Genomic DNA, 24,197 nt, shown 5'->3' with positions numbered 1-24,197 from the left:
AAAACGAAGATCGCAACGAGTGATCGCCATTAAGCTGCGCCCACAACGAGCGTCAGTATTGGAAGGCAGCACCGCCCAGTGTTTTCGACGAAAACTCAATCGCGAGCGAGCCAGGGATGCCCGGCGGCGCGGAGCGGATCCTCCGGCCCCGGTGAAGCGAGGCAACTGTGATCGGGTTCCTCCTCCGCAGACTCGTCAACTACATCGCCCTGTGCCTCGTCGCGACTTTCGCGGCGTTCTCCTTGGCGTCGCTGTCGTTCAGCCCGCTGGACGCGCTCAAGCTGCGCAATCCGCCGGCTCCGCAGGCGACCATCGACGCCAAGGCCGCCGAGCTGCACCTGGACCAGGCGATCCCGCACCGGTTCTTCACCTGGCTGGGCGGCGTGTTCCAGGGCGACTTCGGCCGCACCGTGGCCGATCAGGCGATCACCGACGAACTGTTCCGCCGCGCGGGCGTGAGCCTGCGGCTGTTCCTGCTCGGGATCACGATCGGCATCATCATCGGCGTGCTGGTCGGCGTGGTCAGCGCGATCCGGCAGTACAAGATCAGCGACTACATCGCCACCACGTTCTCCTTCGTGGTGCTGTCGACGCCGGTGTTCGTGATCGCCACGATCCTCAAGGCGGGCGCGCAGTCGGTCAACGACAACCTGCTCGACGGCTACCAGTTCTTCATCGTGCAGGGCGAGGGCGGCGCGGTCGACGGCGGTTTCGGCGACGTCCTGCTCGACCGGCTGCAGCACATCATCGTGCCGACCCTGGCGATCGTGCTGACCCAGGTCGCCTACTACAGCCGCTACCAGCGTTCGGCGATGCTCGACGTGCTCGGCTCGGACTTCCTGCGCACCGCGCAGGCCAAGGGCCTCACCCGCAGGCGCGCGCTGTTCAAGCACGGCCTGCGCACCGCGCTGATCCCGATGGCGACGCTGTTCGCGTTCGGCTTCGGCCTGCTCATCACCGGCGGCGTCTTCACCGAGAAGATCTTCGGCTGGTACGGCATGGGCGACTGGCTGGTGACCGGCATCCAGAAGCAGGACACCAACATCGTCACCACCGTGACCCTGTTCATCGCGATCTGCGTGCTGCTCGCCGGCTGGCTCGCGGACGTGCTCTACGCCGCGCTCGACCCGAGGGTGAGGATCTGATGGCCGCCCCATTGAACGAGGCCGACCTCGCCGACTCGGCCGTCGCCGCCACCGAAACGGACGCCTCGCAGCAGACCGGGAAGTCCTCCAGCCGGGGCAGGCTCGTCGCCCGCCGGTTCTTCCGCAACAAGCTGGCCCTCGTCGGGCTCGTCGTGATCCTGCTGTTCTACGTGCTGGCGTTCACCTACAGCTGGTATTCGCCGTGGGGCTACGACGAACTGGACCCGACCTCGACGCTGATGCCGCCGGACGGCACGCACTGGTTCGGCACCAACCAGATCGGCGGCGACATGTTCGCGCAGACCATGCGCGGGCTCCAGAAGTCGCTGACCATCGGCCTGCTGGCCGCGCTGTTCTCCACCGGCGTGGCCTCGATCGTCGGCTCCGCGGCGGGCTACTTCGGCGGCTGGACCGACCGGGTGTCGATGTGGGTCGTCGACCTGCTGCTGATCCTGCCGCCGTTCCTGATCATCTCGATCCTGTCGCCCGCTTTCCGCGGCAAGACCTGGCTGATCCTGGTCGGCCTGATCGCGCTGTTCCAGTGGATGATCACCGCCCGCATCGTCCGCGGCATGACGCTGACGCTGCGCGAGCGCGAGTTCGTGAAGGCCGCCAAGTTCATGGGCCAGTCCCCGTGGCGGATCATCTTCAAGCACATCGTGCCGAACATGGCTTCGCTGCTGATCATCGACGCGACGATCAACGTCGGCGTCGCGATCATCATGGAGACGTCGCTGTCGTTCTTCGGCTTCGGCGTGCAGGCTCCGGACGTTTCGCTGGGCACGCTGATCTCGGCGGGTTCCGACGCGGTCCGGACGTTCCCGTGGCTGTTCTACATCCCGGCCGGCTTCCTGGTGTTCACCGTGCTCGCGGTGAACTTCGTCGGCGACGGCCTGCGCGACGCGCTCGACCCGTCGTCCAGCCGTTCGCGGCGCAAGGAACGCAAGCGGATCGAAGAAAAGACGAAGTCGACCGCGTCGACGCAGACCGTGGGAGCAGAAGCATGAGCGCCGCACTCGAACTGAGCGCGGAAACGGGCAAGCCGACTGGCACCGTGCTCGAGGTTTCCGACCTCGAAGTGTCCTTCCCTTCCGAGTCCGGCCGCGTGCACGCGGTGCGCGGGCTGAACTACCAGGTCGAGGCCGGCGAGGTGCTCGGCATCGTCGGCGAGTCCGGCTCGGGCAAGTCGGTGTCGTCGCTGGCGGTGATGGGGCTGCTGCCGCCGCAGGCGCGCGTGTCGGGCTCGATCCGGTTCCAGGACAGCGAGTTGATCGGCAAGTCCGACACCGAGCTGTCGAAGATCCGCGGCAAGAAGATCTCGATGGTCTTCCAGGACCCGCTGTCGGCGCTGACCCCGGTGTACACCGTCGGGGCGCAGATCGCCGAAGCGCTGCTGGTGCACGGCAAGGGCACGATCACCAAGCAGCAGGCGAACAACCGCGCGGTCGAACTGCTCGACCTGGTCGGCATCCCGAACGCGGCGGCGCGGGCGAAGGCGTTCCCGCACGAGTTCTCCGGCGGCATGCGCCAGCGCGCGGTGATCGCCATCGCGATCGCCAACGACCCGGACCTGATCATCGCCGACGAGCCGACCACCGCGCTCGACGTGACGGTGCAGGCGCAGGTGCTGGAGGTGCTGAAGACCGCGCAGGAGGTCACCGGCGCGGGCATCGTCATCATCACGCACGACCTCGGCGTGGTCGCCGGGTTCGCCGACCGGCTGATGGTGATGTACGCCGGGCGCGCGGTGGAACAGGGTCCGGTCGAGACGATCTACGCCCAGCCGCGGATGCCGTACACGCTGGGCCTGCTCGGTTCGATTCCCCGTGTCGACGCGCGGGAGAAGCAGCCCCTGGTGCCGATCGAGGGCCAGCCGCCGTCGCTGGTGAACCTGCCGCAGGGCTGCCCGTTCGCGCCGCGCTGCCCGCTGGCGATCGACGCCTGCCGGACGGCCGAGCCGGAGCTGTTCACGATCACGCCGGGCAACCCGAACGCGCCGGTCGACACGACGCACCGGGCCGCCTGCATCCGCACCGAAGAACTCGCCCGTCCCGACGCGGACGCCGCCGAGGTCTACGGCGCCGAGGTGATCGAGGAGGCCGAGGTCGCGTCCCTGCCGCGCACCGAGCGCTCGACCGTGCTGGACGTGCAGGACCTGCAGAAGCACTACGCGGTCAGCAAGGGCACCGTCTTCAAACGCAAGGTCGGCGTCGTGCGCGCGGTCGACGGGATCACCTTCGACATCGTCGAGGGCGAAACCCTGGGCCTGGTCGGGGAATCCGGCTGCGGCAAGTCGACCACGCTGATGGAGATCCTCGAACTGGCGGCCCCGTCGCACGGTTCGGTCGCGGTGCTCGGCAAGGACGTGGCGAAGCTCGCGGGCAAGGACCGCAAGTCGATCCGCCGCGACCTCCAGGTGGTCTTCCAGGACCCGATGGCCGCGCTCGACCCCCGGCTGCCGATCGGCGACATCATCGCCGAGCCGATGGTGACGCACGGGTTCTCGAAGGAGCGCATCGACCAGCGGGTGCCGGAACTGCTCGGACTGGTCGGGCTGCGGCCCGAACACGCCGACCGGTACCCGGCGGAGTTCTCCGGCGGGCAGCGCCAGCGCATCGGCATCGCGCGGGCGCTCGCGCTGGAGCCGAAGCTGATCGTGCTCGACGAGCCGGTGTCCGCGCTCGACGTGTCGATCCAGGCCGGCGTGATCAACCTGCTGGACGAGCTGAAGGCCAAGCTGGGCCTGTCGTACCTGTTCGTGGCGCACGACCTGTCGGTGGTCCGGCACATCGCCGACCGCGTGGCGGTGATGTACCTCGGCAAGATCGTGGAGATCGGCGACGTCCGCACGGTTTTCGAGGCGCCGCAGCACCCGTACACGCAGGCGCTGCTGTCCGCGATCCCGATCCCGGACCCGGCCAAGGAACGCGAACGCGGCCGGATCATCCTCACCGGCGACCTGCCCAGCCCGGCGAACCCGCCGTCGGGCTGCCGGTTCCGCACCCGGTGTTTCGTCTTCTCCCAACTGTCCGAAGAGGACAAGAAGAAGTGCGTCGACGTCGAACCTCCGCGCGAATCCCGCGCCGAGGACCACGACGTCGCGTGCCACTACGCCAAAACCCGCGAAGTCGTGTAGCCACGATCCGTTGGCACACCAGAAGAAGGAAGGTAAACACATGCGACGGAGAATGGCCGCGATCGTGGCCCCCGTTGCCGCTCTGGGGCTCCTGCTCGCCGCTTGCGGCGGAGGCAGCGGCGGCGGCGACAAGGGATTGCAGGACACCGGTTCCTCGGGCGTCAAGACCGCCGACATCAACGCGCAGCCGATGGACAAGGTGAAGGACGGCGGCGACTTCAAGTGGCCGGTCGACCAGCTGCCGGACAACTGGAACTACAACCAGGTCGACGGCACGGTCCTGGACGGCGCCAGCATGTTCGGCGCGATCCTGCCCTACCCGTTCCCGCAGAACGCGGACGCGACGGTCGGCCTGGACAAGAACTACCTGACCTCTGCTGAGATCGTCAGCAAGGACCCGCAGGTCATCGAGTACAAGATCAACCCGAAGGCCAAGTGGAGCAACGGGCGCCAGTTCTCCTGGGAGGACTTCGCCGCGCAGGCCAAGGCGCTCAGCGGCAAGGACACCGCCTACCAGGTGTCCAGCACCACGGGTTACGAGGACATCTCCAAGGTCGAGAAGGGCACTGACGACCTCGACGTCAAGGTCACCTTCGCGAAGAAGTTCGCGGAGTGGAAGTCGCTGTTCTCGCCGCTGTACCCGAAGGAACTCAACGCCGACGCGAACACCTTCAACAAGGGCTGGGCGCAGAAGGCCCAGATCACCGCGGGTCCGTTCAAGATCAAGAGCGTCGACTACACCGCCAAGACCGCGGTGTTCGAGCGCGACCCGAACTGGTGGGGCGACAAGCCGAAGCTGGACACCGTGACCTACAAGGTCGTGGACCGTCCCGCGCTGGCGGACGCGTTCGCCAACGGGCAGATCGACTTCTACCCGCTGAACAACGACATCAACGCGTTCAAGCGGGCCCAGGCGGACCCGAACGCGGTCGTGCGCCAGTCGGCCTACCCCGACTACACGCACATGACGCTCAACGGCGCTCCGTCCTCGATCCTCGCGGACAAGGACCTGCGGGTGGCGGTCATGCGCGGCGTGGACACGGTGACCATCGCGAAGTCGATCCTCGGCCAGATGCAGAAGGACACGACGCCGATCGGCAACCACCTGTTCCTCAAGGGTTCTAAGACCTACGAGGACAACAGCGGCCCGTACAAGTTCGACCAGAACGCGGCCAAGGCCGAGCTGGACAAGCTGGGCTGGAAGCAGTCCGGCGACCTGCGCGCCAAGGACGGCAAGCAGCTGAAGCTGCGCCTGGTCATCCCGTCGGGCACCCCGATCAGCCAGCAGACCGGCCAGATCCTGCAGTCGCAGCTGAAGGCGATCGGCGTGGGCATCGACATCGTCGCGGTCCCGTCGACCGAGTTCTTCAAGAACTACGTGAACGTCGGCAACTTCGACCTCACGCTGTTCCGCTGGATCTCGAACTCGTTCCCGATCGGCGGCAGCAAGGGCATCTACTACCTCGACCCGAAGAACGTCAACCAGAACTACGGCCGGATCGGCAGCGACAAGGAAAACCAGCTGCTCGACACCGCCGCGCAGGAACTGGACGACACCAAGCGGGCCGCGGACATCAACGCCGCGGACAAGGAGATCTGGGCGCTGGGCCACCAGCTTCCGATCTTCCAGTCGGTCGGAGCCTTCGCCGTCCGCAAGACGGTGGCCAACTACGGTTCGCCGGGCTACGCGAACAACCCGTACGACTACCCGAAGATCGGGTTCGTGAAGTAATCCTCCCCCAGCGGGAATCGAAGGAGCGGCGCGGACTCCCCGCGCCGCTCCTTCCTTTTTGGACAGTTAAGGTGATCCTTGTGCGGAAGTTCCTGCGATTGCGGCCGGTGCGGCACATCCTGGTGACGAGCGCGGTCGTGCTCGTCGCGTGTGCCGCGGTGTTCGTGGTGCAGCTGCTGGAGTTCAACAGCGCCCGGCCGCGGCTGCAGGGGCTGATGGCGAACGCGACCGGGATCGTCTCGCGGGTCGACGACAACACGGTCACCGTGCGGTTCCCGGTGCCGAACCAGCCGGAAGCGAGCGCGGCGGTCGAACTGGACACCACTCCCCCGCCGCTGGGCACGAAGGTTCCGGTGCGCTACGACCCGTCGGCCCCCTCGCGCGCGGTCACGACCGGCGCTTCGGCTTTGGTGACCGCCGACCGTGCCTCGACGTACGCGACCGTCACCGTGGTCGCGGTGCTCGCGATGCTGGCGGTGAACGGCTTCCTGCTCTTCACGCGATTCGTGCAGCCCTCTCGGCGCAAGGTGAGCGCGTCGGTGCCGATGCGCCGGGTGAAGGTGCAGCGCGGCTTGCTGACGCGGTCGTGGCTGGAGACCGACACCGCGACGCCGCGCTGGATCCCGGTGTATTTCTCACCGACGCTGATCGGCCTTCCGTCGCCGTCGCGCGTCGAGGTGCTGGGCGACCTGCGTACGGACCGCCACGTTGCCGTCCGGATCAACGACGAGGTGCTGTACCCAGCGGGTTCGGTGCGCACGGGCGAGCCTCGCGGCCGTCGCCTGGACAACCCTTCCGAGCCGGACGAGGAACGCGCGCTCGCCGCAGCCACGCCGGTACGGCTCGCGCGACAGTTCCGTGCCGACCTGCCGGTGCTGGCGGTCGCCCCGGTGGTGGGCGCGTTCTGGGCGCTGGTCGACGGGAGCGGATTCGCGGGCTGGCTGACGGTCAGCGTGCTGATCGCGGCGTTCGGGTTCTGGTGGGCCGCTCTGCGCGGCTCGGACCCGTCACTCTGAGCGGATTCGCTGCTACAGTCGCGCCATGTCGTTCGAACGGCCCTAGGAACCCGGACGGGTCTTCCCGTCCCTCGCGACCCTGCCTTGTCCTGAAGGCCGCAGTCCCCTGCGGCCGTGTCGCCGTTCCCAGGAGCTGTTCTTGTCCAGCACATCGAGTGCTGGGAGCTACCGTGCTGTCCTGACGATCCCGCATGCCGCCGCGACCTTCGGCGCGGCGTTGACGGGCCGTCTCGCGTTCGGGGTGCTCCCGCTTGCGTTGTTGTTCACCGTCCAAGAGGCCACCGGGTCCTTCACCGCCGCGGGCGCCGCCGTCGCCTGCTTCGGGCTCTCCTCGATTCTCATGCCGTTCAAAGCCCGTGTCATCGACCGCTTCGGGCCAGCCCGGACCCTTCCCGTTCTCGCCACCGCCACTGCCGCCCCACTCGCCGCACTAGCGCTGCTGGCCTGGTCCGGCGTCGCTGCCTCGGCCCCGTATCTGCTGCTCAGCATCTTCTTCGGCGTCTGTGCCCCGCCGTTGGGGCCGGTGATGCGGATGCTCTGGCGAACCCTCACCGAGAACACCGCACTCCTCGAACGCGCGTACAGCCTGGACTCTGCCTGCGAGGAAGCCCTCTATCTCGCGGGTCCGGTCATCACCGGCGCGATAGTCGCGACCGCGTTCCCGGCTGCCGCGCTGCTCGCCGCCGCGGGGTTGCCCGGTCAGCCGTGTCGGCAGAACCGCTCAACTGGAGTCTGGGACCGCTGAGCACCCGTCGATTCGCCGCACTCGCCACGATCATCCTCATTACCGCTGCGGGCACCGGCATCGCTGTCACCACCGTCGTCGCCCGCGCACAAGAGCACGGCGCCCCGGGAGCCACCGGTGCATCGAAGCCGCGCTCGCCCGCGGGAGCGTCCTCGGCGGACTCGCCTGGGGCCAACGGGAACAACAGCGGCCAGCGTCCACCCCGCTGACCGGGTTGATCCTCGTGCTCGCCGCGGGGATCGCGCTCCCTGCGACAGCGGAAAACCTGGTGGTACGGGGCATCGTCATGGCCGCAGTCCCCGTGTTCGTCGTGTCCTACCTGGCTTCGGACAAGCTGGTTCCCGAACACCAGAGCACCGAAGCCAGCACCTGGGTCAACACCGCCAACAACCTCGGCGCCGCAGCGGGCTCCACCACCGCAGCGTTCCTCGTGGCGCAGTCATCCTCGGCGATGGCGAAACCACTACTCCGATGACTCCAGCGCCGTCAGGATCTCCGCCACCTCCGGATACGACTCCTCGACCTTCCCCTCCTTGCCCAGCCGATACCGCTCCAACCGCACCGCACCGAGATGGCGGGCTTCGTAGTACAACGCCCGCCTCCGCGCCGACGGGGATGCGTCCGGCTGGCCGTAGGTGTCCCAGAACCAGTCCCGCCTCGAGCCGGTTTTCGCTGACGCCATGCGGATCGTCCAGTCCGCCGCCGGGTCGCCCCACCAGCTGCGGTCGTGGTCGAACACCCCGACGATCTCCAGTTCCGGCGTCAGCATCACGTTCACGTGCCACAGATCCCCGTGCAGCAGGCGCGGTTCGGCGATCTCGTCGAGCAGCGCGGCGTCGCGCTTCGCCCACGCGGCTACCTCGCGCAGGTCCGATCCGTCGAGGCCGAGGTCTTCGACGTCCGCGGCGTTGTCCTCGAAGTACGCGATCAGCGCTTCGCTCCAGGTCGCGAAATGCGGTCCGGCCACGAGGCCGAAACCGGGGCCGCGCACGTCGTGGATAGCGCGGGTGATTTCGCCGAGCTGGCGGAAGTACGGCGCCCGTTCCTCCGGCTCGAAGCCCCGGAGGACTTCCGGGCCGGGTGCTCCGGGGAGAACGGCCTGCAGCACGTAATCGCGGCCGATGACCTGGTGCGTGAAATCGGCGGCGAGCGTGCGCGGCATCAGCGGCGAGATCGGCGCGAAGTACGGCGCGGCAAGGTATTCGTTGCGCATGAACTGGGGCTCGATCCGGGTCTGCCGCGTCGGTTCCGGGGCGACGCGCAGGATCGCCGGGCCGTCGGCCAGTTCCACCCGGTAGGTGTTGTTGTAGCCGCCCCATCCGATTTCGACGGCGGACCGCACGCTGGTGCCGAGCGCGCGGCGGCACAGCAGTTCGATCTGGTCGGCGGAGAGGGGTTGCTGGAACGCGTCCGAGGGCCGATCTTGAGGCTGGAAGTCCACCGGAGCATCCTGCCACTCCGCTCAGGACAGCACTAATCCTTTACGGCTCAGCGATTCCTCGATCCGCAGCCGTTCGAGATCCCGGTCGGCACCCTCGCGCAAGCCGTCGAGCCGGTGTTCGACGCCGATCTCGCGGCAGGCGGTGACGAGCAGTTCGTCGTACGCCTGCCGGGTGCCGATCCGGCGCGCGGCGGGCGTTCCGGCGGGGAGTTGCGCGAGGGTCCGGCGTACGCGGCGCAAGTCCGCGGCCACCTGCTCCACCGGCGGTGCGGACGGCACCGGAACGCCACGTCGCCGACGCAGCCAGCGGCAGAGTGCGGGAACGCGGAGGGCAGCCCAGAACAACGCCGAGGGGGCCACGCTGACCACGGCGAACAGCAGAACCGGACCGGCCGCCATGCTCCCGAGTTTAGCCGCGGCGGCGGTTGCGCGCCCGGTTCGCGAACAGCACCGCCACGCCCGCGCCGAGCAGGACGATGCTGGCGATCACGTGCAGCTGCGGCGGCAGCACGTGCAACTGCAGGAACCAGCTCGGGTGCTCGGATCCGGCGATCCGGTTGATCAGCCCGCCCGCGCCCTGCACCACCAGGAGAACGCCGATCAGCTCGATCATCGCGACACCTCCTTTTTCGGCGCGGAGGAACCGAAAATCTCCTGCCACAGCGGTCCGAACACGAACCACAGACCGGTGACCGTGCCCAGCCGCGGCAGCCAGCCCCACAGCGGCTCGACGTGGCCCGACTTGCCGACCACCACGATCGCGAGCAGCAACAGCCCGGCGCTGATCGCGCAGGCCAGCACGCATTTGCCCCATTCGCGCCATTCCTTGCGAGCCTTCGCGCGGCCGTACAGCTTCTCCGGCCGCGGACCGCCGGCGAAGCGGTGCGCGAACCGGACGTCGGCCCACTCCACCATCGACGGGCCGAACACCACCGAGAAGCCCAGATACACCGCGGCCAGCCCGTGCGTCACGTTCGGCGTCGCGCCGTTCATCAGGTCGATCACCGTGATCACCAGCAGCACCAGGTCCACCACGGGCACCAGCGCGAGCAGCACGGTGCTGGCCTTCTGCTTGCGCAGCGCGTACCGGGTCAGCAGCCCGGCCGCGATGAAGACCCAGAACCCGATCTCGCACGCCACGATGGCCGCGGTCAACGGGCTGTTCAGAAACTCGTCCATGGCTTCACTGTCGCGGGCGCGGGCGTCTGAGCGCGTCAGCGGACGGCACGATCGGGGGGTCATCATTTCGTAGGACGACCGGGCCGCCGCGGTGTGCTGTCATGGTCGGGTGCGCCTGCGAGACCTGCGCTCGGCCCTCCCCCGGCCGCGCGAACTGCCGCCGTGGCAGCAGAACGGCCTCGTCGCGCTCGCGGTGTTCGCCGGCGGCACGATGCTGTACCTCACCGGCGGCCACCAGCTGCTGCCGAACGGCGACCCGTTCCCGCTCTGGGTCCGGTTCGCCGAACTGGGCGCGATGTGCCTCGCCGCGTTCCTGCGCCGGACGGTGCCGTGGGGGCTGCTGGCCGCCACCGGGATCGTCGGCGTCGACGTCGCGCTGGGCCTGTCGCTGCCGATCGTCATCGCGTACACGGATTTCCTGTACTCCGCGATGCTGCACGGTTCCCGGTGGACGACCCGGGTGCTGGTCGGCGTGACCGCCACCGTCACGCTCACCGTGCTGTTCGTGTTCCTGGCAGTGGCGGGCTGGCGGGCGGCGGCGCTGGGCGCGTTCAGCATGCTGTCGTTCCTGCTGGTCCCGGTGTGGTGGGGCGCGAATGTGCGCCAGCAGAGCGATATCGCGGCGTCCGAACGTGCCAACGCCGAACAGCTCGCGACGATCGCCGCGCTGGACCGGCGGGCGGCGGTGGCGGCCGAACGCGCGCGGATGGCCCGCGACCTGCACGACGTCGTCGCCGGGCATCTGTCGGCGATCGCCATCCAGTCGGAGGCGGCACTGTCCATGGCGGACGATCCGAAGACCGCGCAGACCGTGCTCGTCGCGGTGCGGGAGAACAGCGTGCGCGCGCTGGAGGAAATGCGCGCGATGATCGGCCTGCTGCGTTCGGAATCCGCCGAGGACGAGGTGACCGCTCCGGCCCGGCTGGCCGAACTGGCCAGGCTGGTGGAATCGGCGCGCGCGGCGGGTATGACGGTCACCGTGGATTCCACTGTGGACGAAGAACTGCCGACCGCGGTCGACCTCACCGCGTACCGGATCGCGCAGGAGTCGCTGACGAACGCGGTCAAACACGCGCCGGGCGGCCGGGTGACGGTGCGGCTTCGCGTGGCCGACAGCACGCTGACCGTCGAAATCGGCAACGAACTGCTCGGCGCGCCGACCCAGCCCGACAGCGGCGGGCACGGTTTGCTGAGCATGCGCGAGCGCGCGCACGCCGTCGGCGGCACCCTGCGAGCAGGACCGTCCGGGCCGCGCTGGCTTGTCCACGCCGAACTTCCCCTTGCCGGAGAGCCGTCATGACCGTCCGAGTCCTCGTCGCCGACGACCACGGTGCCATCCGCGCCGGGCTCGCGCTCATCCTCGGCAACGCCGAGGGCATCGAGGTGGTCGGCGAGGCCGCTGATGGAGAGGTAGCCCTGCGCCAGGCCCGCGCGCTGCGGCCGGACGTCGTCCTGATGGACGTCCGGATGCCCGGCACCGACGGGATCACCGCCACCCGCCAGCTGATCGCCGAGGGGCTCGCCGAAGTCCTCGTCCTCACCACCTTCGACCTCGACGAGTACGTGCACGCCGCCCTGCGCGCCGGGGCCGCCGGGTTCCTGCTGAAGTCGGTCGAGGCGCCGCGGCTGATCGAGGCAGTCCGGCTGGTCGCGGCGGGCGAGGGCGTGCTCGCCCCGCAGGTCACGAAGCGGCTGATCACCGCGTTCGCCAGCACCCCGGCCGGGCCGTCGCCCGCCCCGACCGGTCTCGCCGACCTCACCGAACGCGAACGCGAGGTGCTCGGCTGCCTCGGCGCAGGGCTCTCGAACGCCGAGATCGGCGCCCAGCTGTACATCGGCGAGGCGACGGTGAAAACGCACGTTTCCCGGGTGCTGGCCAAGCTCGGCCTGCGGTCCCGGGTGCAGGCGGCGATCCTGGCCCAGGACCACGGCATCGAGCCGCCCGGATAGCGGACCCGCGCCTCCGGCGAAGCCACCGCGAAAACCCACGATTCCCGGGCGCTCGCCAAGCTCAGCCCGCGCTCGCGCGTCCAGGCGACGATGCTCGCCCAGGACCACGGCCTCACTCCACCCGGATAGCCGATCTGCGCGTCGGGCCGTCACCTTCTAACGTTCCCCCATGGGTGAGCGGAGAACTCTCGACGTCGACGAAGTCCTCAAGCGACAGGAATCCGGCGAGCTGAAGCGGCGGCTCAGGGGACGCGACCTGATCGGGTTCGGCGTCGGCATCATCATCGGCACCGGGATCTTCACCCTCGCCGGGGTCGAGGCGAAAACGCACGCCGGGCCGTCGGTGACGCTCTCGTTCGTGATCGGCGCGGTGGTCGCCGGCCTCGCGGCGCTCTGCTACGCCGAGCTGGCCTCCAGCGTGCCGACCGCGGGCAGCGCCTACACCTATGCCTTCGCCACCCTCGGCGAGGTCTTCGCCTGGATCATCGGCTGGGACCTGCTGCTGGAGTTCGCGCTCGGCGCGGCCGTGGTGTCGCGCAGCTGGTCCGGCTATCTCGCGAACCTGCTCGGGCTGTCGCCGGACTGGTTCGGCGAGAGCGCGACGGTCAACGTCGGCGCGGTGCTGATCATCGCGGTGCTGACGGTCGTGGCCGTGGTCGGCATCAAGGAGTCCTCGTGGCTCACGAACCTGCTGGTGCTCGTCAAGGTCGCGGTCTGCGTGCTCATCCTCGCCGTCGGCGTGTTCTTCGTGAAGGGTTCGAACCTCACCCCGTTCGTCCCGCCCGCGCAGCCGCCGTCGAGCAGTGCGAACGCGTTGCACCAGCCGGTGGTCCAGGCCGTCCTCGGGCTCGAGCAGTCGGTGTACGGCATCGCCGGCATGGTCACCGCCGCGGCGGTCGTGTTCTTCGCCTACACCGGCTTCGAGGCGCTCGCCAACCTCGGCGAGGAGACCATCAACCCGCGCAAGGACCTCCGCGTCGGCATCCTCGGCGCGCTGGCCGTGTGCGCGGTGCTCTACATCGGGGTCTCGATCGTGCTGACCGGCATGGTCCACTACACCGACATCGACTCCGGCGCGCCGCTCGCGGACGCGTTCGACCGGGTCGGCCAGCACTGGGTCGGCGCGCTGATCTCGCTGGGCGCGGTCACCGGGCTGACGTCGGTGATGATGGTCGAACTGGTCACGATCGGCCGGATCGGCTTCGCGATGGGCCGCGACGGCCTGCTCCCCAAGGCGATCGGCACGGCGCACCCGCGCTGGGGCACGCCGCACCGGATGACCATCGGCGGGGCCGCGCTGATCGCCGTGCTGGCGGCGTTCGTGCCGATCTCGGCGCTGGCCGACATGGTCAGCATCGGGGCGCTGTCGGCGATGATCATCGTCGCGGTCGCGGTGCCGGTGCTGCGCAAGCGCCGCCCGGACCTGAAGCGCCCGTTCACCGTGCCGTTCTCGCCGGTGGTGCCGATCATCGCCGCGGTGGCGTGCTTCTACCTGATGCTGAACCTCGACGTGATGACCTGGATCCGGTTCGCCGCGTGGCTCGTGATCGGCCTGCTGCTCTACTTCTTCTACGGCCGCAAGCACTCCCGCTTCGCCAAGTAGGTTCAGGCCACTGCCAGGTGCACGCGGTGGTGCCGCGGGTTCTCGACCTCGTCGAGCAGCGCCACGGCGAAGTCGGCGTACGAGATCTTGGCGGAGAAGTCGAACTGGTCGCCGATTTCGTAGCGGCCGGTGCGCTCGCCGTCGTGGTCGAAGTCGCCGACCGGGCTGACGTACACCCAGTCCAGTCCGGCGCCTTCGGCGCGCAACACCTCGAGCCCCGCCGCGTGCGCCAGGCAGAAGGGCCGGAACTCCGCCGGGCCCGAGTCCAGCGCCCGGGTTCCGTCAGCGGTGGGCAGCAGCACGGACAGCCCGACCGCGACCAGCCGGGCCTGCGCTAATCCGGCGAGGAGAGCGTGTGCAGAGTTGGTGAAGAACGCGTGCGGGTCAGTGCCCTCGCCGTAAACAGCGGCCGCGTTGATGACGGCGTCGTGCCCGGCGGCGAGGGCGGCGACATCGGCCGCGCTGGTGACATCGCCAGCGACGACGTCGGCCAAGTCGCGGTAACGCGCGGGATCGCGAACCACCGCAGTGACGTCGTGCCCGCGCCGCCGTGCCTCCGCGACCGCCTGCCGTCCGGCCCGGCCGCCCGCCCCGAAAACAACGATCTTGCTCATCGTGGGAATACCTCCTGGGGTGTCGATGCTCTGGAAGGTAGCCAGGGGGCCGGTTCCCTCCGGGATACTTCGAGAGGAGACCGCGATGACCGTTCGGCAGCCCTTGCCTCCCGACCTGTTCGAGGAGCTGTGCCCGTCCGCGCTGGTGCCGTTCCGGTTCGGGGACAAGTGGTCCGCGCTGGTCATCCGCTGCCTGGAGGACGGGCCGCGCCGGTTCTCCGAACTGCGGGTGCCGCTGCACCGCGTCACGCCGAAGGTGCTGACCCAGACTTTGCGCGGCCTCGAACGCTCCGGCCTCGTCTCCCGCACGGCGCACGCCGACCCGGCATCAGGCGTCGAATACGCGCTGACGCCGCTGGGCCGCAGCCTGCTGGAGCCGATGAAGACGGTGTACGGCTGGGTCGCCGAGCACTGGGAAGAACTGCTGGAAGCGCAGGAACGCTACGCCGCGCCGGTGCGCAACCCGGCGTAGGAAACCGCCTGCGCCAACGCCTCCGCGTGCCGGGCATCCGCCACCAGCAGCACCGATTCGAGTCCCGCCGCGATCCATTCCACCGGCTGGTCGTGCACGCCGTCGTCGCCCAGTTCGCGGTAAGTGTCCACAACGGACAGCAGCGTTCCCTCCGCGCCGAGCCGTACTCCGGCGATCAGCACGTGATGCGGCGCGGGCGGCCGCCACCGGTTCGTCCACAGTGGAGGGATGCCGGTGTCGAGGTAGTCCAGCAGCGCTCGTTCCGGCGTGTCCGGAGATCCCAGTTCCGCCGGGTCGACCCGCGCCAGCACCGCCACTCGCGGCAATTCCCACAGGCCCAGCAGCAAATCCGAGACCGTCGACGCGCTCCACGCCCCCAGCGCCGGAACCACCGCCAGCTTCTCTTCCGACAGCGTCCGGATAGCTGCGGCCAAGCCGTCCAGCGAGGTGCCCGCAGCTGTCTCGTCGAACGGCACCGGAAGGCGGAAGTCGTTGCGGGACAACGCACCTGCCGGACGACTGGGCGATGCGCGCACGGTCCCGGCAGCGATCGCGACCTCGTCCTGGTCCGGCACCGCGATGTCCGCCGCGCGCAGCGTCACGAGCCCGGTGAAGGCCGCCGCCAACCCGTCTTTCTGCGGCAGTTCCGCCCGGGCCTCGGCGACCAGGCGCGCACCGCCGGGAAGCCAGTGAACGTCGGAAAGCCCCGTGTTCAGTACCGCCACAGATGCGCCGCCACGATCTCCTCAGGCGCCCGCTCGGCGGCCCACGCCGCGTCCGAGGCGCGCACCGCGCGGAACGCGCCGAGCAGCTCGTCCCCCAGCGCCCCGGACACGCGCGGATTCGCCAGCAGCGCAGTGTCCTGTTCGGACGGACTCGCCGGCAGCGGCAGCACGCCCGCGGTGTTCCGTTCCCCTTCGCTCCAGCCGCCCGGGTCCTCCGCGATCGGCTCCGGCAGCACCGCCGAATCCTCGATCCCGGCCATTCCGGCAGCGAGCACTACCGCCAGCGCGAGATACGGATTGGCCGACGCGTCCGACGTCTTCAGCTCGACATTCGCGTGCTCCGTCCCGAGCAGCGCCGTGCCCGGGACGTACCGCAGCGGCGCTTCGCGGTTCTCGACGCCCCAAAACGCATACGCACCAGCGAAAAACCCTGGCCGCAACCGCATCGTCGACGGCACGCTCGGCGCGGTGATCGCCGTCAGCGCGGGCAAATCCCGCAGCAGCCCGCCGAGGTACGCCGCGCCTTCGCCTTGCGGCACCCCGTCGCCAGCCAGGAGGTTGCGCCCCTTGCGACGGACCGAAGTGTGCAAGTGCCAGCCGTTTCCCGCGGCTCCGAGGCCGATCATCGGCGCGAAAGTCGCCACCAGCCCGTGTGCGTGCGCGGCCGCGTGGATGGTCTGGCGCGCCAGAAGCTGGTCGTCCGCCGCGGAGACCGGATCCGTGGCGGCAAGCGACAATTCCAGCTGCGCCACGCCGTATTCCGCGTGCAGCTGGCCGATCTGCAGGCCGTTCGCGGAGAAATCGTGCAGCAGCGCGGCGATGAAGTCGTCCAGGCCGATCAGCGCGTGCGGACTGTAGGCCGGACCGCGGTGTCCCGGCGCGGACACGACGTCCTCGCTGCCCGCTGGCGCTACGGAAAACTCCAGCTCGTACCCCGCCCGGAATTCGAGACCACGTTGTGCTGCCTCGGCGACCTGCCGCTCCAGCACGGAACGCTGGCAGTAGGGCCACGGCGAACCATCCGCAGCGAACTGCCGCACCGGTGCCCAGGCAAGCGCAGGCTGCCCGGCAAGGCGACGGAGACGTTCCACGACCGGCACCAGCCGGATGTCACCCGACGGCGTGCTGAGGCCGGAATGGGCGTACGTGATGGCATCGTGGCTGTCGAAGACCGCGAACAGCGAGGTCGCGCCCACGCCGCGGACCGCCGCGTCGGCCAGCCCGCCGACCGGGACCACCCGCGAGCGCGGAATGCCGTTGTTGTCCGCCCAGGCCAGGTGGACGCCACCGACCCCCGCCGCGGCCAGGTCTTTCGCCGCCGCCGACGCCGCCTTGGTCATGGCAACCTCCTCGGGATCAGTATCGCGGGCCCGCGCCGTCCGGGCCATCCGCGAATGTTCACCCGGGCGGCTCAGTGACCGGCCCGGCGTCGTCACGGCTGCGCAACGCCACTCCCGCGACGACGGCGAGCGTCCCGATCGCTTCGACGACGCTCGGCACCTGCGCGAGCACCACGAACCCGACGACCCCCGCCGTCACCGGCAGCAATGCCAGCAGCACCGCGAACCGCGCCTGCCCGAGACGACGCAGGACCACTTGGTCGAGCGCATACGGCACAACGGTGGACAACACGCCGACGCCGATCCCGAGCAGCAGCATGCGTGGCGAACCCCACACTTCGCCGGTGCCCAGCGCGAGCGGCGACAGCACGACGGTCGCCACCACGAACCCGACCGCGAGCGAATCCAGCCCGTCCCCGCCGATCGCGACCCGCTTGCCGAGCACGATGTACCCCGCCCAAGCAGCCGCCGCGGCCAGCGCGAACACGACGCCGAGCGGACTGCCCGCGATCCGCACGTCCGCGATCGCGACCACCCCGAGCGCCACCAGGACCAGCGCGATCAAATCGCGCCGGGTCCGTGACCCAATCGCCGCCACGACCACCGGACCGGCGAACTCCAGCGCGACGACCGTGCCCAGCGGCAACCGCGCGATGGCCTCGTAAAAGACCACGTTCATCCCCGCCGTGACGACGCCGAAAGCGCCCGCGAGCAGCAGCCGCTTGCCCCGCCAGGCTGCTTTTGGCGGCCGCCGCCACAGCAACAGCACGACGGCCGCACCGAGACAGCGCAGCCACGCAACCCCGGAGGGCGTGGCGTGCCCGAAGAGGTCGACCGCGATGGCCGCACCGGCATACATGGAAATTCCGCTGAGAACGAACAAGACCGGTGCCGGAATCGCGTTCACGCGTTTCCAGGAGAGTGCAATGCCCACTCCCGCATGGTGCCTGACCACGGAAAACGCCGAGCGCCGGGTGGTCTGGTCCTACGGGTTGGGACGCCGCTGCGGCAACCGGGCTAATTCGGCGTGACGCACCTCCCACCGGCGCGGGAACACTTGCGGGCCGCCAAACGTCTGCAAGAGTGGAAGCACGAACACAGCGGAGCCGGAAGCGATCCCCGCCGAAGGCATCGACACCGAAGTGGGCGTAGCTGGATCGAGGCACCGGGCGACCGGTGCCGGGACGGAGGGAGACCCCCATGACAACGCCGACGCTCACCCGCCCCGAATTGACCGCAGCCGACCGATGCGACCGGTGCGGAGCAGCAGCTCAGGTACGCGCTGTCCTCAGCTCCGGAGGCGAGCTGCTCTTCTGCGGGCACCACGCCCGCGAGCACGAGGCCAAGCTCAAGGAACTGGCCGCGGAGATCCAGAAGTAAGTTCGCTCACCCGACAACAGCTACCCGGAGGCGGCAGGCGCAGCGCGCTTGCCGCCTCCGGCGTTTTTCGGGCCGAGTTACGCACTCGGTTTGCTGTGGCCTCGGCAGCTTCCGGACCAGGCCCTGAGGCGCGAACCGGCTCCACTCGGCTGCCTGAGCGAGTCCTAGGCCTCTGCACTGGCCCCGCACGCCCGCCACGGCGGCAAGTGCTGACCTCCGCATGTGGGCACCACGCCGGACCCCCACCTCGCCGCGAACCTGCCCCCGTCAGCCGGGCAACGCACGCTGCGCGTCCGAGACGCTTCCCCCAAGTCAATGAGGGGAACCCTCATTGACTCTGATTCCCTCAGGGTGGCCCTCACGACCAGTCACCGGCGGTGAGGGGCCCCTTCACGGACCTAGATTCCCTCAAGGAGCCCTTCACGGACCACCCTCGCCGCAGCCCTCGCCAGCGATGCGCCCCCAATGCGGCATTGGGTGCATCCCACGCAACGAACGCCACATTGGGTGCATCCCACGCACCCAATGTGGCATTGGGGCCGCTAGCCGCCACCACCCACGAGACCGAAGCTGGTGCACCCGACGGTGGAGGAGGCACCAATCCGCTCCCGCAGCCGATGCACCCAAAGCATCAAGGCACCCAGCCCAAACCGCAGCCGGTGCGCCCAACGAGCGAGGCACCCAGCCCTCCACCGCAGCCGATGCACCCGCTATCGAGACACCCAGCCCCTCTACCGCAGCCGATGCACCCAAACATCGAGGCACCCAGCCCCTCCCCCAACCCCGATACGAAGCTCCCCTGCGGTTCGGGGGTGCTTGTCAAGGCATCTTTCCCGCCTTGACAAGCACCCCCGAACCGTCAGCACAATCAAACTTCGGGGTGCCCCACGCAACCAAGGGCCAATGTCGCCGCCAGGCGACGAGCCGAAGGGAACGACTCAAACCGTATCCAGAACCACCTCAAAAGCCACCTCAGCAGCCCCCAGCAGCTTCACATCCGCCCCCAAAGCCGAACTCACGATCCGAGTCCCCCCAACAGCCCGAGACACCAAACTCCGCCCCCGAACCTCCTCGGCAACCGCCCGCATCACCGACTCCGGCAGCACAGTCAGCAAATCCCCCAGCACCACCAGCTCCGGCCCCAGCAGGTTGACCACGTTGACCAGCCCCAACGTCAGCCATTCCGCATACTCAGCCAACCGAGAGGAAGCCGCGACAGCATCCAGCCCCAGCTCCCGCAGCTCAACGAGAATCACCCCGCGCGGCGTGTCCTCAGGCAACCCCAGGGCCCGGCACAGCGCGGCCTCGCCGATCTCGGTCTCCCAGCATCCGCGGCTGCCGCAATAACAAGCCCGCCCGCCAGGCCGGATCGCCATGTGCCCGATCTCGCCGACATACCCAGCGCCGCCGCGCAGCGAAGACCCCTGCGAAATCACCCCGCCGCCGACGCCGACATCAGCGGACACGTACACCGAGTCCGAAGACCCCCGAGCCGCCCCGCGCAAATGCTCGGCAACGGCACCTAGCTCGGCGTCGTTGGCCACCAGCACCGGAATCCGCATCACCGCCGACAGCCGCTCCCCGAGCGCCACGTCGGTCCACCGCAGGTTGGGCGCTTCGTGCACCAGCCCGTCGGCCCGTCGCACCACCCCGGGCACCGACACGCCGACCGCGATCGGTTCCACGCCGAGGTCGCTCGCGAGGACCCGCGTCGACTCGATCACGTGCGTGATCACCTCGTCCGCGGTCCGCGTCCGGGTGTGCAGGTTCCAGCTGTTGCGCCCGAGGATCTGCCCGCCGAGCCCGACCAGCGCGATCGCCACGTGTTCGACCTGCAAATCGACCGCGAGCACCACCGCGGCGTGCGGCTGCGGCAGGACCAGAAGCGAGGGGCGGCCCGCCCCTCGCCCTGGCCTCGGCACTTTTTCCTCGACCACGCCTGCCTCGGCGAGACCGTCGACGAGGGTCTTGATGGTGCTCCGGTTGAGCCCCAGCTCGGTGGCCAGGGCAGCCCGCGTACTGGGCCCGCCGACGTGCAGCATGCGCAACAGAGTCGTGCGGTTGTGCCGGCGCACCTCGTCCGGGCGGGCGACGGGCGGGCTGCTCACCGGATCATCTTCCCATCTGCCCTCAGCGTGCTGACGCCTCAGCCCGCCGTCGCGACAACGCGTCCACCGAAGCGGCCAGCAGCAGAACCAGGCCGGTGATGATGTTGACCACCGCGGCCTTCTGCTGAAGCAGGCCGAGACCGTTGTTCACGATCGCCAGCACCGCGCCGCCGATCACCGCGTCCATGATCCGGCCCTTGCCGCCGAACAGCGAGGTGCCGCCGATGACCGCCGCGCCGACCGCGAACAGCAGGGTGTTCAGACCGCCGGACTGGCCGCTGACCGAACCGACCTTCGACGAGTACACGATCGCGCCGATCGCCGCGAACGACGAGCTGATCACGAACACGCTGGTGCGCAGCTTCGGCACGTTGATGCCGGCGCGGCGCGCGGCTTCCTTGTTGCCGCCCACCGCGTACAGGTGCCGCCCGTACTTGGTGCGGTTGAGCACGTAGGTGCCCGCCACCAGCAGGACCAGGACGATCGGCACCACGTACGGCACGCCCGCGATCACGACGAGGTCGTTCGACGCGCGGTTGATGGTGAGCAGATAGGTCGCGACCGCGGCGACGACCGCGATGGCGCCGACCTTCGCCAGCACGATCGGCGTCGGCTGGACCACCAGCCCGCGCTTCAGCCGCGAGAAGTGCTGCCCGAGCGCGAGCACCGCGTATCCGCCTGCCGCGACGACGAAAAGCACCCAGCTGCCGACGATCGAGAGGTTGCCGTTGGCGACCGCGTTGAGCGTGTCGCTCGTGCTGATCGGCAGCGTGCCGCCTTCGCCGACGAACTGAAGGATCACGCCCTGCCAGACGATGAACAGCGCCAGCGTGACGACGAAGGACGGCATTCCGATCTTCGACACCAGGAAACCGGTGATGCAGCCGATCGCGGTGCCGGTGCAGACCGCGATGAGCATTTCGACCCACGCGTTGACCGGCGCACCGACCATGATCACCACGATGCCGACCAGTGAAACCGCCGCCCCGGCCCAGATCTTCTGCAGCAGCGCCAGCACCACCGCGAGCACGAGCACCGCGATGAACGTGATGAAGACGCCGGTTCCCATGGAGCCCAGCAGGTTTCCATTGTGGACATAGTGCAGCGCCATCAGCGACGCGCAGACGCCGGACGCGGTGCCCGCGGACAGGTCGATCTCGCCCAGCAGCAGCACGAACACGATGCCCATCGCGATGATGGTCTGGCCGGCGCCCTGCTCGAGCAGGTTGGCGATGTTCTGCAGGGTGAAGAAGTCGCCGGACAGCGCGCTGAACAGGACGGCGAGCACGATGACGCCGAGCACGGCGGGAATCGAGCCGAGCTGCCCGTCCTTCATCCGCGCGAAGTAGTCCTTGATCGCCTCGCCGGTGGACAGCGAGGTCGTGTCGATGCCGAAGTCGGCGATCGCCCCGGAGGGCGCGTCCGGCGTCTGCGGCTTCTCGGAAGTTTCGGTCATGGCGGGTTCTTTCTCGCTCACAGCGCGACAGCTTCGGGACGGGCCAGGCCGAGATCGCCCGATCGGCCCGCGGTGATGAGTTCGACGACCTGGCTGTGCGTCACGTCGCCGGTCTGCACCTCCGCGACCAGCCGGCCGAGGTACAGCACCGCGATCCGGTCCGCGACCTCGAACACGTCGGCCATGTTGTGGCTGATCAGCACCACGCCGAGGCCCTGTTCGGCCAGCCGGCGCACCAGATCGAGCACCTGCTTGGTCTGCGCGACGCCGAGCGCCGCGGTCGGTTCGTCGAGGATGACGACTTTGCTGTTCCACAGCACGGATTTCGCGATCGCGACCGTCTGGCGCTGACCGCCCGACAGCGAGGAAACCGGCGTGCGGACGGATTTCACCGTGCGCACGCCGAGCGACGCCAGCGTCTCGCGCGCGGCCTTCTCCATGCTGGCCTCGTCGAGCAGCCAGCTGCTGCCGCGCTCGCGGCCGAGGAACATGTTCTGCACGATGTCGAGGTTGTCGGCGAGGGCGAGGTCCTGGTAGACGACCTCGATGCCGAGTTCGGCGGCGTCCTTGGGGCCGCGGATGTGCGCGTCCGCGCCGTTGAACCGCACGGCTCCGGTGTCGTACGGGTGGATGCCCGCGATGCATTTGACCAAAGTGGACTTGCCGGCCCCGTTGTCGCCGACGAGCGCGGTCACTTCGCCCGCCCGCACGGCGAAGTCCACGTCGTGCAGGACGTGGACCGGGCCGAAGCTCTTGTTCAGGCCGGTGATGTCGAGAATGGGCTCGCTCATGGGATTCGCTTGTCTCTCGCGTGGATACCGGGCCGGGACGCGCGTCGGGGGAACGCGTCCCGGCCCGGCTGCTCTGGCGGGGAGTTACTGCTGCGTCAGGAGATGCCGTTTTCGGTGCACTTGGCGGCGAGGTCGCCGGTGCAGATGTCGGACGCCTTGACGTAGCCCTGCTGGACGACGGTCTTGATGTCCTTGATCGTGATCAGCTGCGGCTGCAGCAGCACCGACTTCAGGTCGCGGTTGTTCTTCGGGTCGTGCAGCTTGCCGGTGGCGATCGCGTCGGCGGCGGCCTTGTCGCCCTTGGCCAGCGCGGCGGCCAGCTTCGCGGTGTTCTCGGCCTCTTCCTTGATCGGCTTGAAGATCGTCAGCGTCTGGTCGCCGCGCAGGATCGCCTGCAGACCGGCCGCGGTCGCGTCCTGGCCGGTGACCGGGACCTTCCCGTTGAGGCCGTTCTTCTTCAGCACGGTGATCACCGCGCCCGCCAGCTCGTCGTTCGCCGCGACGACGCCGTCGACCTTGCCGCCGACGCGGGTGAAGATCTGCTCGAACGTCGTGCCGCCGACCTGGGCGTCCCAGTTGTCGATGGGCTGCTTCTGCACGAGGTTCAGCGCCTTGGACTCGTACAGCGGCTTGAGGACCTTGTCGTGGCCGTTGGCGAACAGGGTCGCGTTGTTGTCCGTCGGCGCGCCCTCGATCTGGACGACGTTGGCTCCCGGCTTGCTCTTCAGCGCGTCCGCGAGGCCCTGCGCCTGGATTTCGCCGACCTTCTCGTTGTCGAACGAGACGTAGTAGTCGGCCGAACCGCCGAGGCTCGGGCGGTCGTAGTCGATGACCGGGATGCCGGCCTTCTTGGCCTTGGCCTCGATCGCCGCGCCGACCGCGGGGTCGGACGGGGCGATGACCAGCACCTTGACGCCCGAGCTGATGAAGCCGTCGGCGAGGGTGGAGAACTTCTGGTTGTCGCCCTGGGCGTTCTGGATGTCGGCGCTGAAGCCCTGCGCGGAGAGCGCGGCCTGCAGCATCGGCTTGTCGAAGGCTTCCCAGCGGGCCGAAGTGGCGGTCTCCGGCAGGATCACGCCGACCTTGCCGTTGGCGCCGCCGCCTGCCGGGGCGGAGGCGGAGCTCTTGCTGTCCCCCGAGTTGCCGGAGCCCGCGCTGTTGGCGCCGCACGCCGAAAGCGCCAGGCCGGCGCTCACCGTCGCGGCGAGGAGGGTAAGGGTTCTGGTGCGCATCCTCGTTCCTTCTCCGATCATGCTCGCGGGGTGATCGGGAGGGGTCCCCGTGCACCGTCGCAGATATGTTGTGGCCGACAACATATGCCGCGGAGCGGCTCTGCGGAAGATGGCGGGATCGAGTAACCGACA

At 69.0% G+C, this 24,197-nt stretch carries 24 protein-coding genes and 1 pseudogene; 13 read left to right on the top strand and 12 right to left on the bottom strand.

Annotated features, from left to right (window positions below):
* Window positions 1-167 precede the first annotated feature (167 nt).
* The 7 genes from PUT80_RS13865 to PUT80_RS13835 all read left to right on the top strand — a co-directional run bounded on the left by PUT80_RS13865 (window position 168) and on the right by PUT80_RS13835 (window position 8,249).
* Window positions 168-1,145 carry an ABC transporter permease gene (locus PUT80_RS13865; protein ID WP_037819149.1) on the top strand — a complete coding sequence of 326 codons (978 nt, stop codon included), beginning with the start codon at window positions 168-170 and terminating at the stop codon, window positions 1,143-1,145.
* Window positions 1,145-2,152, top strand: a complete 1,008-nt coding sequence (locus PUT80_RS13860) for an ABC transporter permease (RefSeq protein WP_134666457.1) — start codon at window positions 1,145-1,147, stop codon at window positions 2,150-2,152. The genes PUT80_RS13865 and PUT80_RS13860 overlap by 1 nt, the downstream gene beginning before the upstream one ends.
* On the top strand, window positions 2,149-4,281 hold the full coding sequence (locus PUT80_RS13855; protein WP_037819153.1) for an ABC transporter ATP-binding protein: 2,133 nt from the start codon (window positions 2,149-2,151) through the stop codon (window positions 4,279-4,281). Before PUT80_RS13860 ends, PUT80_RS13855 begins: the two co-directional genes overlap by 4 nt.
* 40 nt (window positions 4,282-4,321) lie before the next feature.
* Window positions 4,322-6,013, top strand: a complete 1,692-nt coding sequence (locus tag PUT80_RS13850; protein ID WP_037819155.1) for an ABC transporter family substrate-binding protein — start codon at window positions 4,322-4,324, stop codon at window positions 6,011-6,013.
* 80 nt (window positions 6,014-6,093) lie between these two features.
* Window positions 6,094-7,029: a DUF3592 domain-containing protein gene (locus PUT80_RS13845; RefSeq protein ID WP_037819158.1), complete on the top strand. Its 936-nt coding sequence runs from the start codon at window positions 6,094-6,096 to the stop codon at window positions 7,027-7,029.
* Window positions 7,030-7,168: 139 nt separating this feature from the next.
* On the top strand, window positions 7,169-7,774 hold the full coding sequence (locus PUT80_RS13840) for a hypothetical protein (protein WP_238607517.1): 606 nt from the start codon (window positions 7,169-7,171) through the stop codon (window positions 7,772-7,774).
* A gap of 286 nt (window positions 7,775-8,060) precedes the next feature.
* Window positions 8,061-8,249 (top strand): hypothetical protein, encoded by a 189-nt coding sequence (locus PUT80_RS13835; protein WP_275292179.1) that lies wholly within the window; start codon window positions 8,061-8,063, stop codon window positions 8,247-8,249.
* Here the strand turns inward: PUT80_RS13835 and PUT80_RS13830 are convergent.
* The 4 genes from PUT80_RS13830 to PUT80_RS13815 are packed head-to-tail and all read right to left on the bottom strand — an operon-like array spanning window position 8,238 to window position 10,394.
* Window positions 8,238-9,215, bottom strand: coding sequence for an aminoglycoside phosphotransferase family protein (locus PUT80_RS13830; RefSeq protein ID WP_275292178.1), 978 nt, complete (start codon window positions 9,213-9,215; stop codon window positions 8,238-8,240). The two genes, PUT80_RS13835 and PUT80_RS13830, sit on opposite strands and share 12 nt — an antisense overlap.
* A 21-nt stretch (window positions 9,216-9,236) precedes the next feature.
* A complete protein-coding gene (locus PUT80_RS13825; RefSeq protein WP_275292177.1) occupies window positions 9,237-9,614 on the bottom strand; it encodes a hypothetical protein in 378 nt (125 codons plus the stop codon).
* Between the two features lie 10 nt (window positions 9,615-9,624).
* Window positions 9,625-9,828: a hypothetical protein gene (locus tag PUT80_RS13820; protein ID WP_037819169.1), complete on the bottom strand. Its 204-nt coding sequence runs from the start codon at window positions 9,826-9,828 to the stop codon at window positions 9,625-9,627.
* The gene (locus tag PUT80_RS13815; RefSeq protein ID WP_037819170.1) at window positions 9,825-10,394 is read right to left on the bottom strand and encodes a hypothetical protein; all 570 of its coding nucleotides are present in this window, start codon (window positions 10,392-10,394) and stop codon (window positions 9,825-9,827) included. The genes PUT80_RS13820 and PUT80_RS13815 overlap by 4 nt, the downstream gene beginning before the upstream one ends.
* Before the next feature lie 91 nt (window positions 10,395-10,485).
* Between PUT80_RS13815 and PUT80_RS13810 the strand changes: the two genes are divergently transcribed.
* The 4 genes and pseudogenes from PUT80_RS13810 to PUT80_RS13795 all read left to right on the top strand — a co-directional run bounded on the left by PUT80_RS13810 (window position 10,486) and on the right by PUT80_RS13795 (window position 13,947).
* Window positions 10,486-11,694: a histidine kinase gene (locus tag PUT80_RS13810; protein WP_240691383.1), complete on the top strand. Its 1,209-nt coding sequence runs from the start codon at window positions 10,486-10,488 to the stop codon at window positions 11,692-11,694.
* Window positions 11,691-12,344, top strand: coding sequence for a response regulator transcription factor (locus PUT80_RS13805; protein WP_275292176.1), 654 nt, complete (start codon window positions 11,691-11,693; stop codon window positions 12,342-12,344). The genes PUT80_RS13810 and PUT80_RS13805 overlap by 4 nt, the downstream gene beginning before the upstream one ends.
* Window positions 12,345-12,359: 15 nt before the next feature.
* Window positions 12,360-12,473, top strand: a pseudogene (locus tag PUT80_RS13800) (DNA-binding response regulator); the annotation flags it as partial.
* Between the two features lie 40 nt (window positions 12,474-12,513).
* On the top strand, window positions 12,514-13,947 hold the full coding sequence (locus tag PUT80_RS13795; RefSeq protein WP_275292175.1) for an amino acid permease: 1,434 nt from the start codon (window positions 12,514-12,516) through the stop codon (window positions 13,945-13,947).
* Between the two features lie 2 nt (window positions 13,948-13,949).
* Here PUT80_RS13795 and PUT80_RS13790 read toward each other — a convergent pair whose 3' ends face one another.
* A complete protein-coding gene (locus PUT80_RS13790) occupies window positions 13,950-14,747 on the bottom strand; it encodes an NAD(P)H-binding protein (RefSeq protein ID WP_275292174.1) in 798 nt (265 codons plus the stop codon).
* On the opposite strand from PUT80_RS13790, the gene PUT80_RS13785 reads away from it, so the two are divergent.
* Window positions 14,647-15,033, top strand: coding sequence for a helix-turn-helix domain-containing protein (locus PUT80_RS13785; protein WP_275292173.1), 387 nt, complete (start codon window positions 14,647-14,649; stop codon window positions 15,031-15,033). The genes PUT80_RS13790 and PUT80_RS13785 overlap by 101 nt on opposite strands.
* Here the strand turns inward: PUT80_RS13785 and PUT80_RS13780 are convergent.
* The 3 genes from PUT80_RS13780 to PUT80_RS13770 are packed head-to-tail and all read right to left on the bottom strand — an operon-like array spanning window position 15,003 to window position 17,957.
* Window positions 15,003-15,758, bottom strand: a complete 756-nt coding sequence (locus tag PUT80_RS13780) for a hypothetical protein (protein ID WP_275292172.1) — start codon at window positions 15,756-15,758, stop codon at window positions 15,003-15,005. The two genes, PUT80_RS13785 and PUT80_RS13780, sit on opposite strands and share 31 nt — an antisense overlap.
* Window positions 15,746-17,098 carry a glutamine synthetase family protein gene (locus PUT80_RS13775; protein WP_275292171.1) on the bottom strand — a complete coding sequence of 451 codons (1,353 nt, stop codon included), beginning with the start codon at window positions 17,096-17,098 and terminating at the stop codon, window positions 15,746-15,748. The genes PUT80_RS13780 and PUT80_RS13775 overlap by 13 nt, the downstream gene beginning before the upstream one ends.
* A 58-nt stretch (window positions 17,099-17,156) precedes the next feature.
* Entirely contained in the window at window positions 17,157-17,957 is an 801-nt protein-coding gene (locus PUT80_RS13770; protein ID WP_043838437.1) for an EamA family transporter, read from the bottom strand.
* 341 nt (window positions 17,958-18,298) lie between these two features.
* Between PUT80_RS13770 and PUT80_RS13765 the strand changes: the two genes are divergently transcribed.
* Entirely contained in the window at window positions 18,299-18,478 is a 180-nt protein-coding gene (locus PUT80_RS13765) for a hypothetical protein (RefSeq protein WP_037358805.1), read from the top strand.
* A 938-nt stretch (window positions 18,479-19,416) separates the two neighbouring features.
* Here PUT80_RS13765 and PUT80_RS13760 read toward each other — a convergent pair.
* The 4 genes from PUT80_RS13760 to PUT80_RS13745 all read right to left on the bottom strand — a co-directional run bounded on the left by PUT80_RS13760 (window position 19,417) and on the right by PUT80_RS13745 (window position 24,065).
* Window positions 19,417-20,586 (bottom strand): ROK family transcriptional regulator, encoded by a 1,170-nt coding sequence (locus PUT80_RS13760; protein ID WP_275292170.1) that lies wholly within the window; start codon window positions 20,584-20,586, stop codon window positions 19,417-19,419.
* Between the two features lie 22 nt (window positions 20,587-20,608).
* On the bottom strand, window positions 20,609-22,042 hold the full coding sequence (locus tag PUT80_RS13755; RefSeq protein WP_037819236.1) for an ABC transporter permease: 1,434 nt from the start codon (window positions 22,040-22,042) through the stop codon (window positions 20,609-20,611).
* Between the two features lie 17 nt (window positions 22,043-22,059).
* Window positions 22,060-22,833: an ATP-binding cassette domain-containing protein gene (locus PUT80_RS13750; RefSeq protein ID WP_037819184.1), complete on the bottom strand. Its 774-nt coding sequence runs from the start codon at window positions 22,831-22,833 to the stop codon at window positions 22,060-22,062.
* Between the two features lie 95 nt (window positions 22,834-22,928).
* On the bottom strand, window positions 22,929-24,065 hold the full coding sequence (locus PUT80_RS13745; protein ID WP_275292169.1) for a substrate-binding domain-containing protein: 1,137 nt from the start codon (window positions 24,063-24,065) through the stop codon (window positions 22,929-22,931).
* Window positions 24,066-24,197 lie beyond the last annotated feature (132 nt).

Origin of the sequence: Amycolatopsis sp. La24 (assembly GCF_029087445.1) — a bacterium.
Lineage (GTDB): Bacteria > Actinomycetota > Actinomycetes > Mycobacteriales > Pseudonocardiaceae > Amycolatopsis > Amycolatopsis nivea.
This window is presented reverse-complemented; position numbering and strand designations above follow the sequence as displayed.

Coding starts and splice junctions, on each gene's coding strand:
- PUT80_RS13860 (WP_134666457.1), top strand. CDS start 1,145: ATGGCCGCCCCATTGAACGAGGCCGACCTCGCCGACTCGGCCGTCGCC.
- PUT80_RS13855 (WP_037819153.1), top strand. CDS start 2,149: ATGAGCGCCGCACTCGAACTGAGCGCGGAAACGGGCAAGCCGACTGGC.
- PUT80_RS13850 (WP_037819155.1), top strand. CDS start 4,322: ATGCGACGGAGAATGGCCGCGATCGTGGCCCCCGTTGCCGCTCTGGGG.
- PUT80_RS13835 (WP_275292179.1), top strand. CDS start 8,061: ATGGCCGCAGTCCCCGTGTTCGTCGTGTCCTACCTGGCTTCGGACAAG.
- PUT80_RS13825 (WP_275292177.1), bottom strand. CDS start 9,614: ATGGCGGCCGGTCCGGTTCTGCTGTTCGCCGTGGTCAGCGTGGCCCCC.
- PUT80_RS13820 (WP_037819169.1), bottom strand. CDS start 9,828: ATGATCGAGCTGATCGGCGTTCTCCTGGTGGTGCAGGGCGCGGGCGGG.
- PUT80_RS13815 (WP_037819170.1), bottom strand. CDS start 10,394: ATGGACGAGTTTCTGAACAGCCCGTTGACCGCGGCCATCGTGGCGTGC.
- PUT80_RS13805 (WP_275292176.1), top strand. CDS start 11,691: ATGACCGTCCGAGTCCTCGTCGCCGACGACCACGGTGCCATCCGCGCC.
- PUT80_RS13795 (WP_275292175.1), top strand. CDS start 12,514: ATGGGTGAGCGGAGAACTCTCGACGTCGACGAAGTCCTCAAGCGACAG.
- PUT80_RS13785 (WP_275292173.1), top strand. CDS start 14,647: ATGACCGTTCGGCAGCCCTTGCCTCCCGACCTGTTCGAGGAGCTGTGC.
- PUT80_RS13790 (WP_275292174.1), bottom strand. CDS start 14,747: ATGACCAGCGCGGACCACTTGTCCCCGAACCGGAACGGCACCAGCGCG.
- PUT80_RS13775 (WP_275292171.1), bottom strand. CDS start 17,098: ATGACCAAGGCGGCGTCGGCGGCGGCGAAAGACCTGGCCGCGGCGGGG.
- PUT80_RS13770 (WP_043838437.1), bottom strand. CDS start 17,957: ATGTATGCCGGTGCGGCCATCGCGGTCGACCTCTTCGGGCACGCCACG.
- PUT80_RS13765 (WP_037358805.1), top strand. CDS start 18,299: ATGACAACGCCGACGCTCACCCGCCCCGAATTGACCGCAGCCGACCGA.
- PUT80_RS13755 (WP_037819236.1), bottom strand. CDS start 22,042: ATGACCGAAACTTCCGAGAAGCCGCAGACGCCGGACGCGCCCTCCGGG.
- PUT80_RS13750 (WP_037819184.1), bottom strand. CDS start 22,833: ATGAGCGAGCCCATTCTCGACATCACCGGCCTGAACAAGAGCTTCGGC.
- PUT80_RS13745 (WP_275292169.1), bottom strand. CDS start 24,065: ATGCGCACCAGAACCCTTACCCTCCTCGCCGCGACGGTGAGCGCCGGC.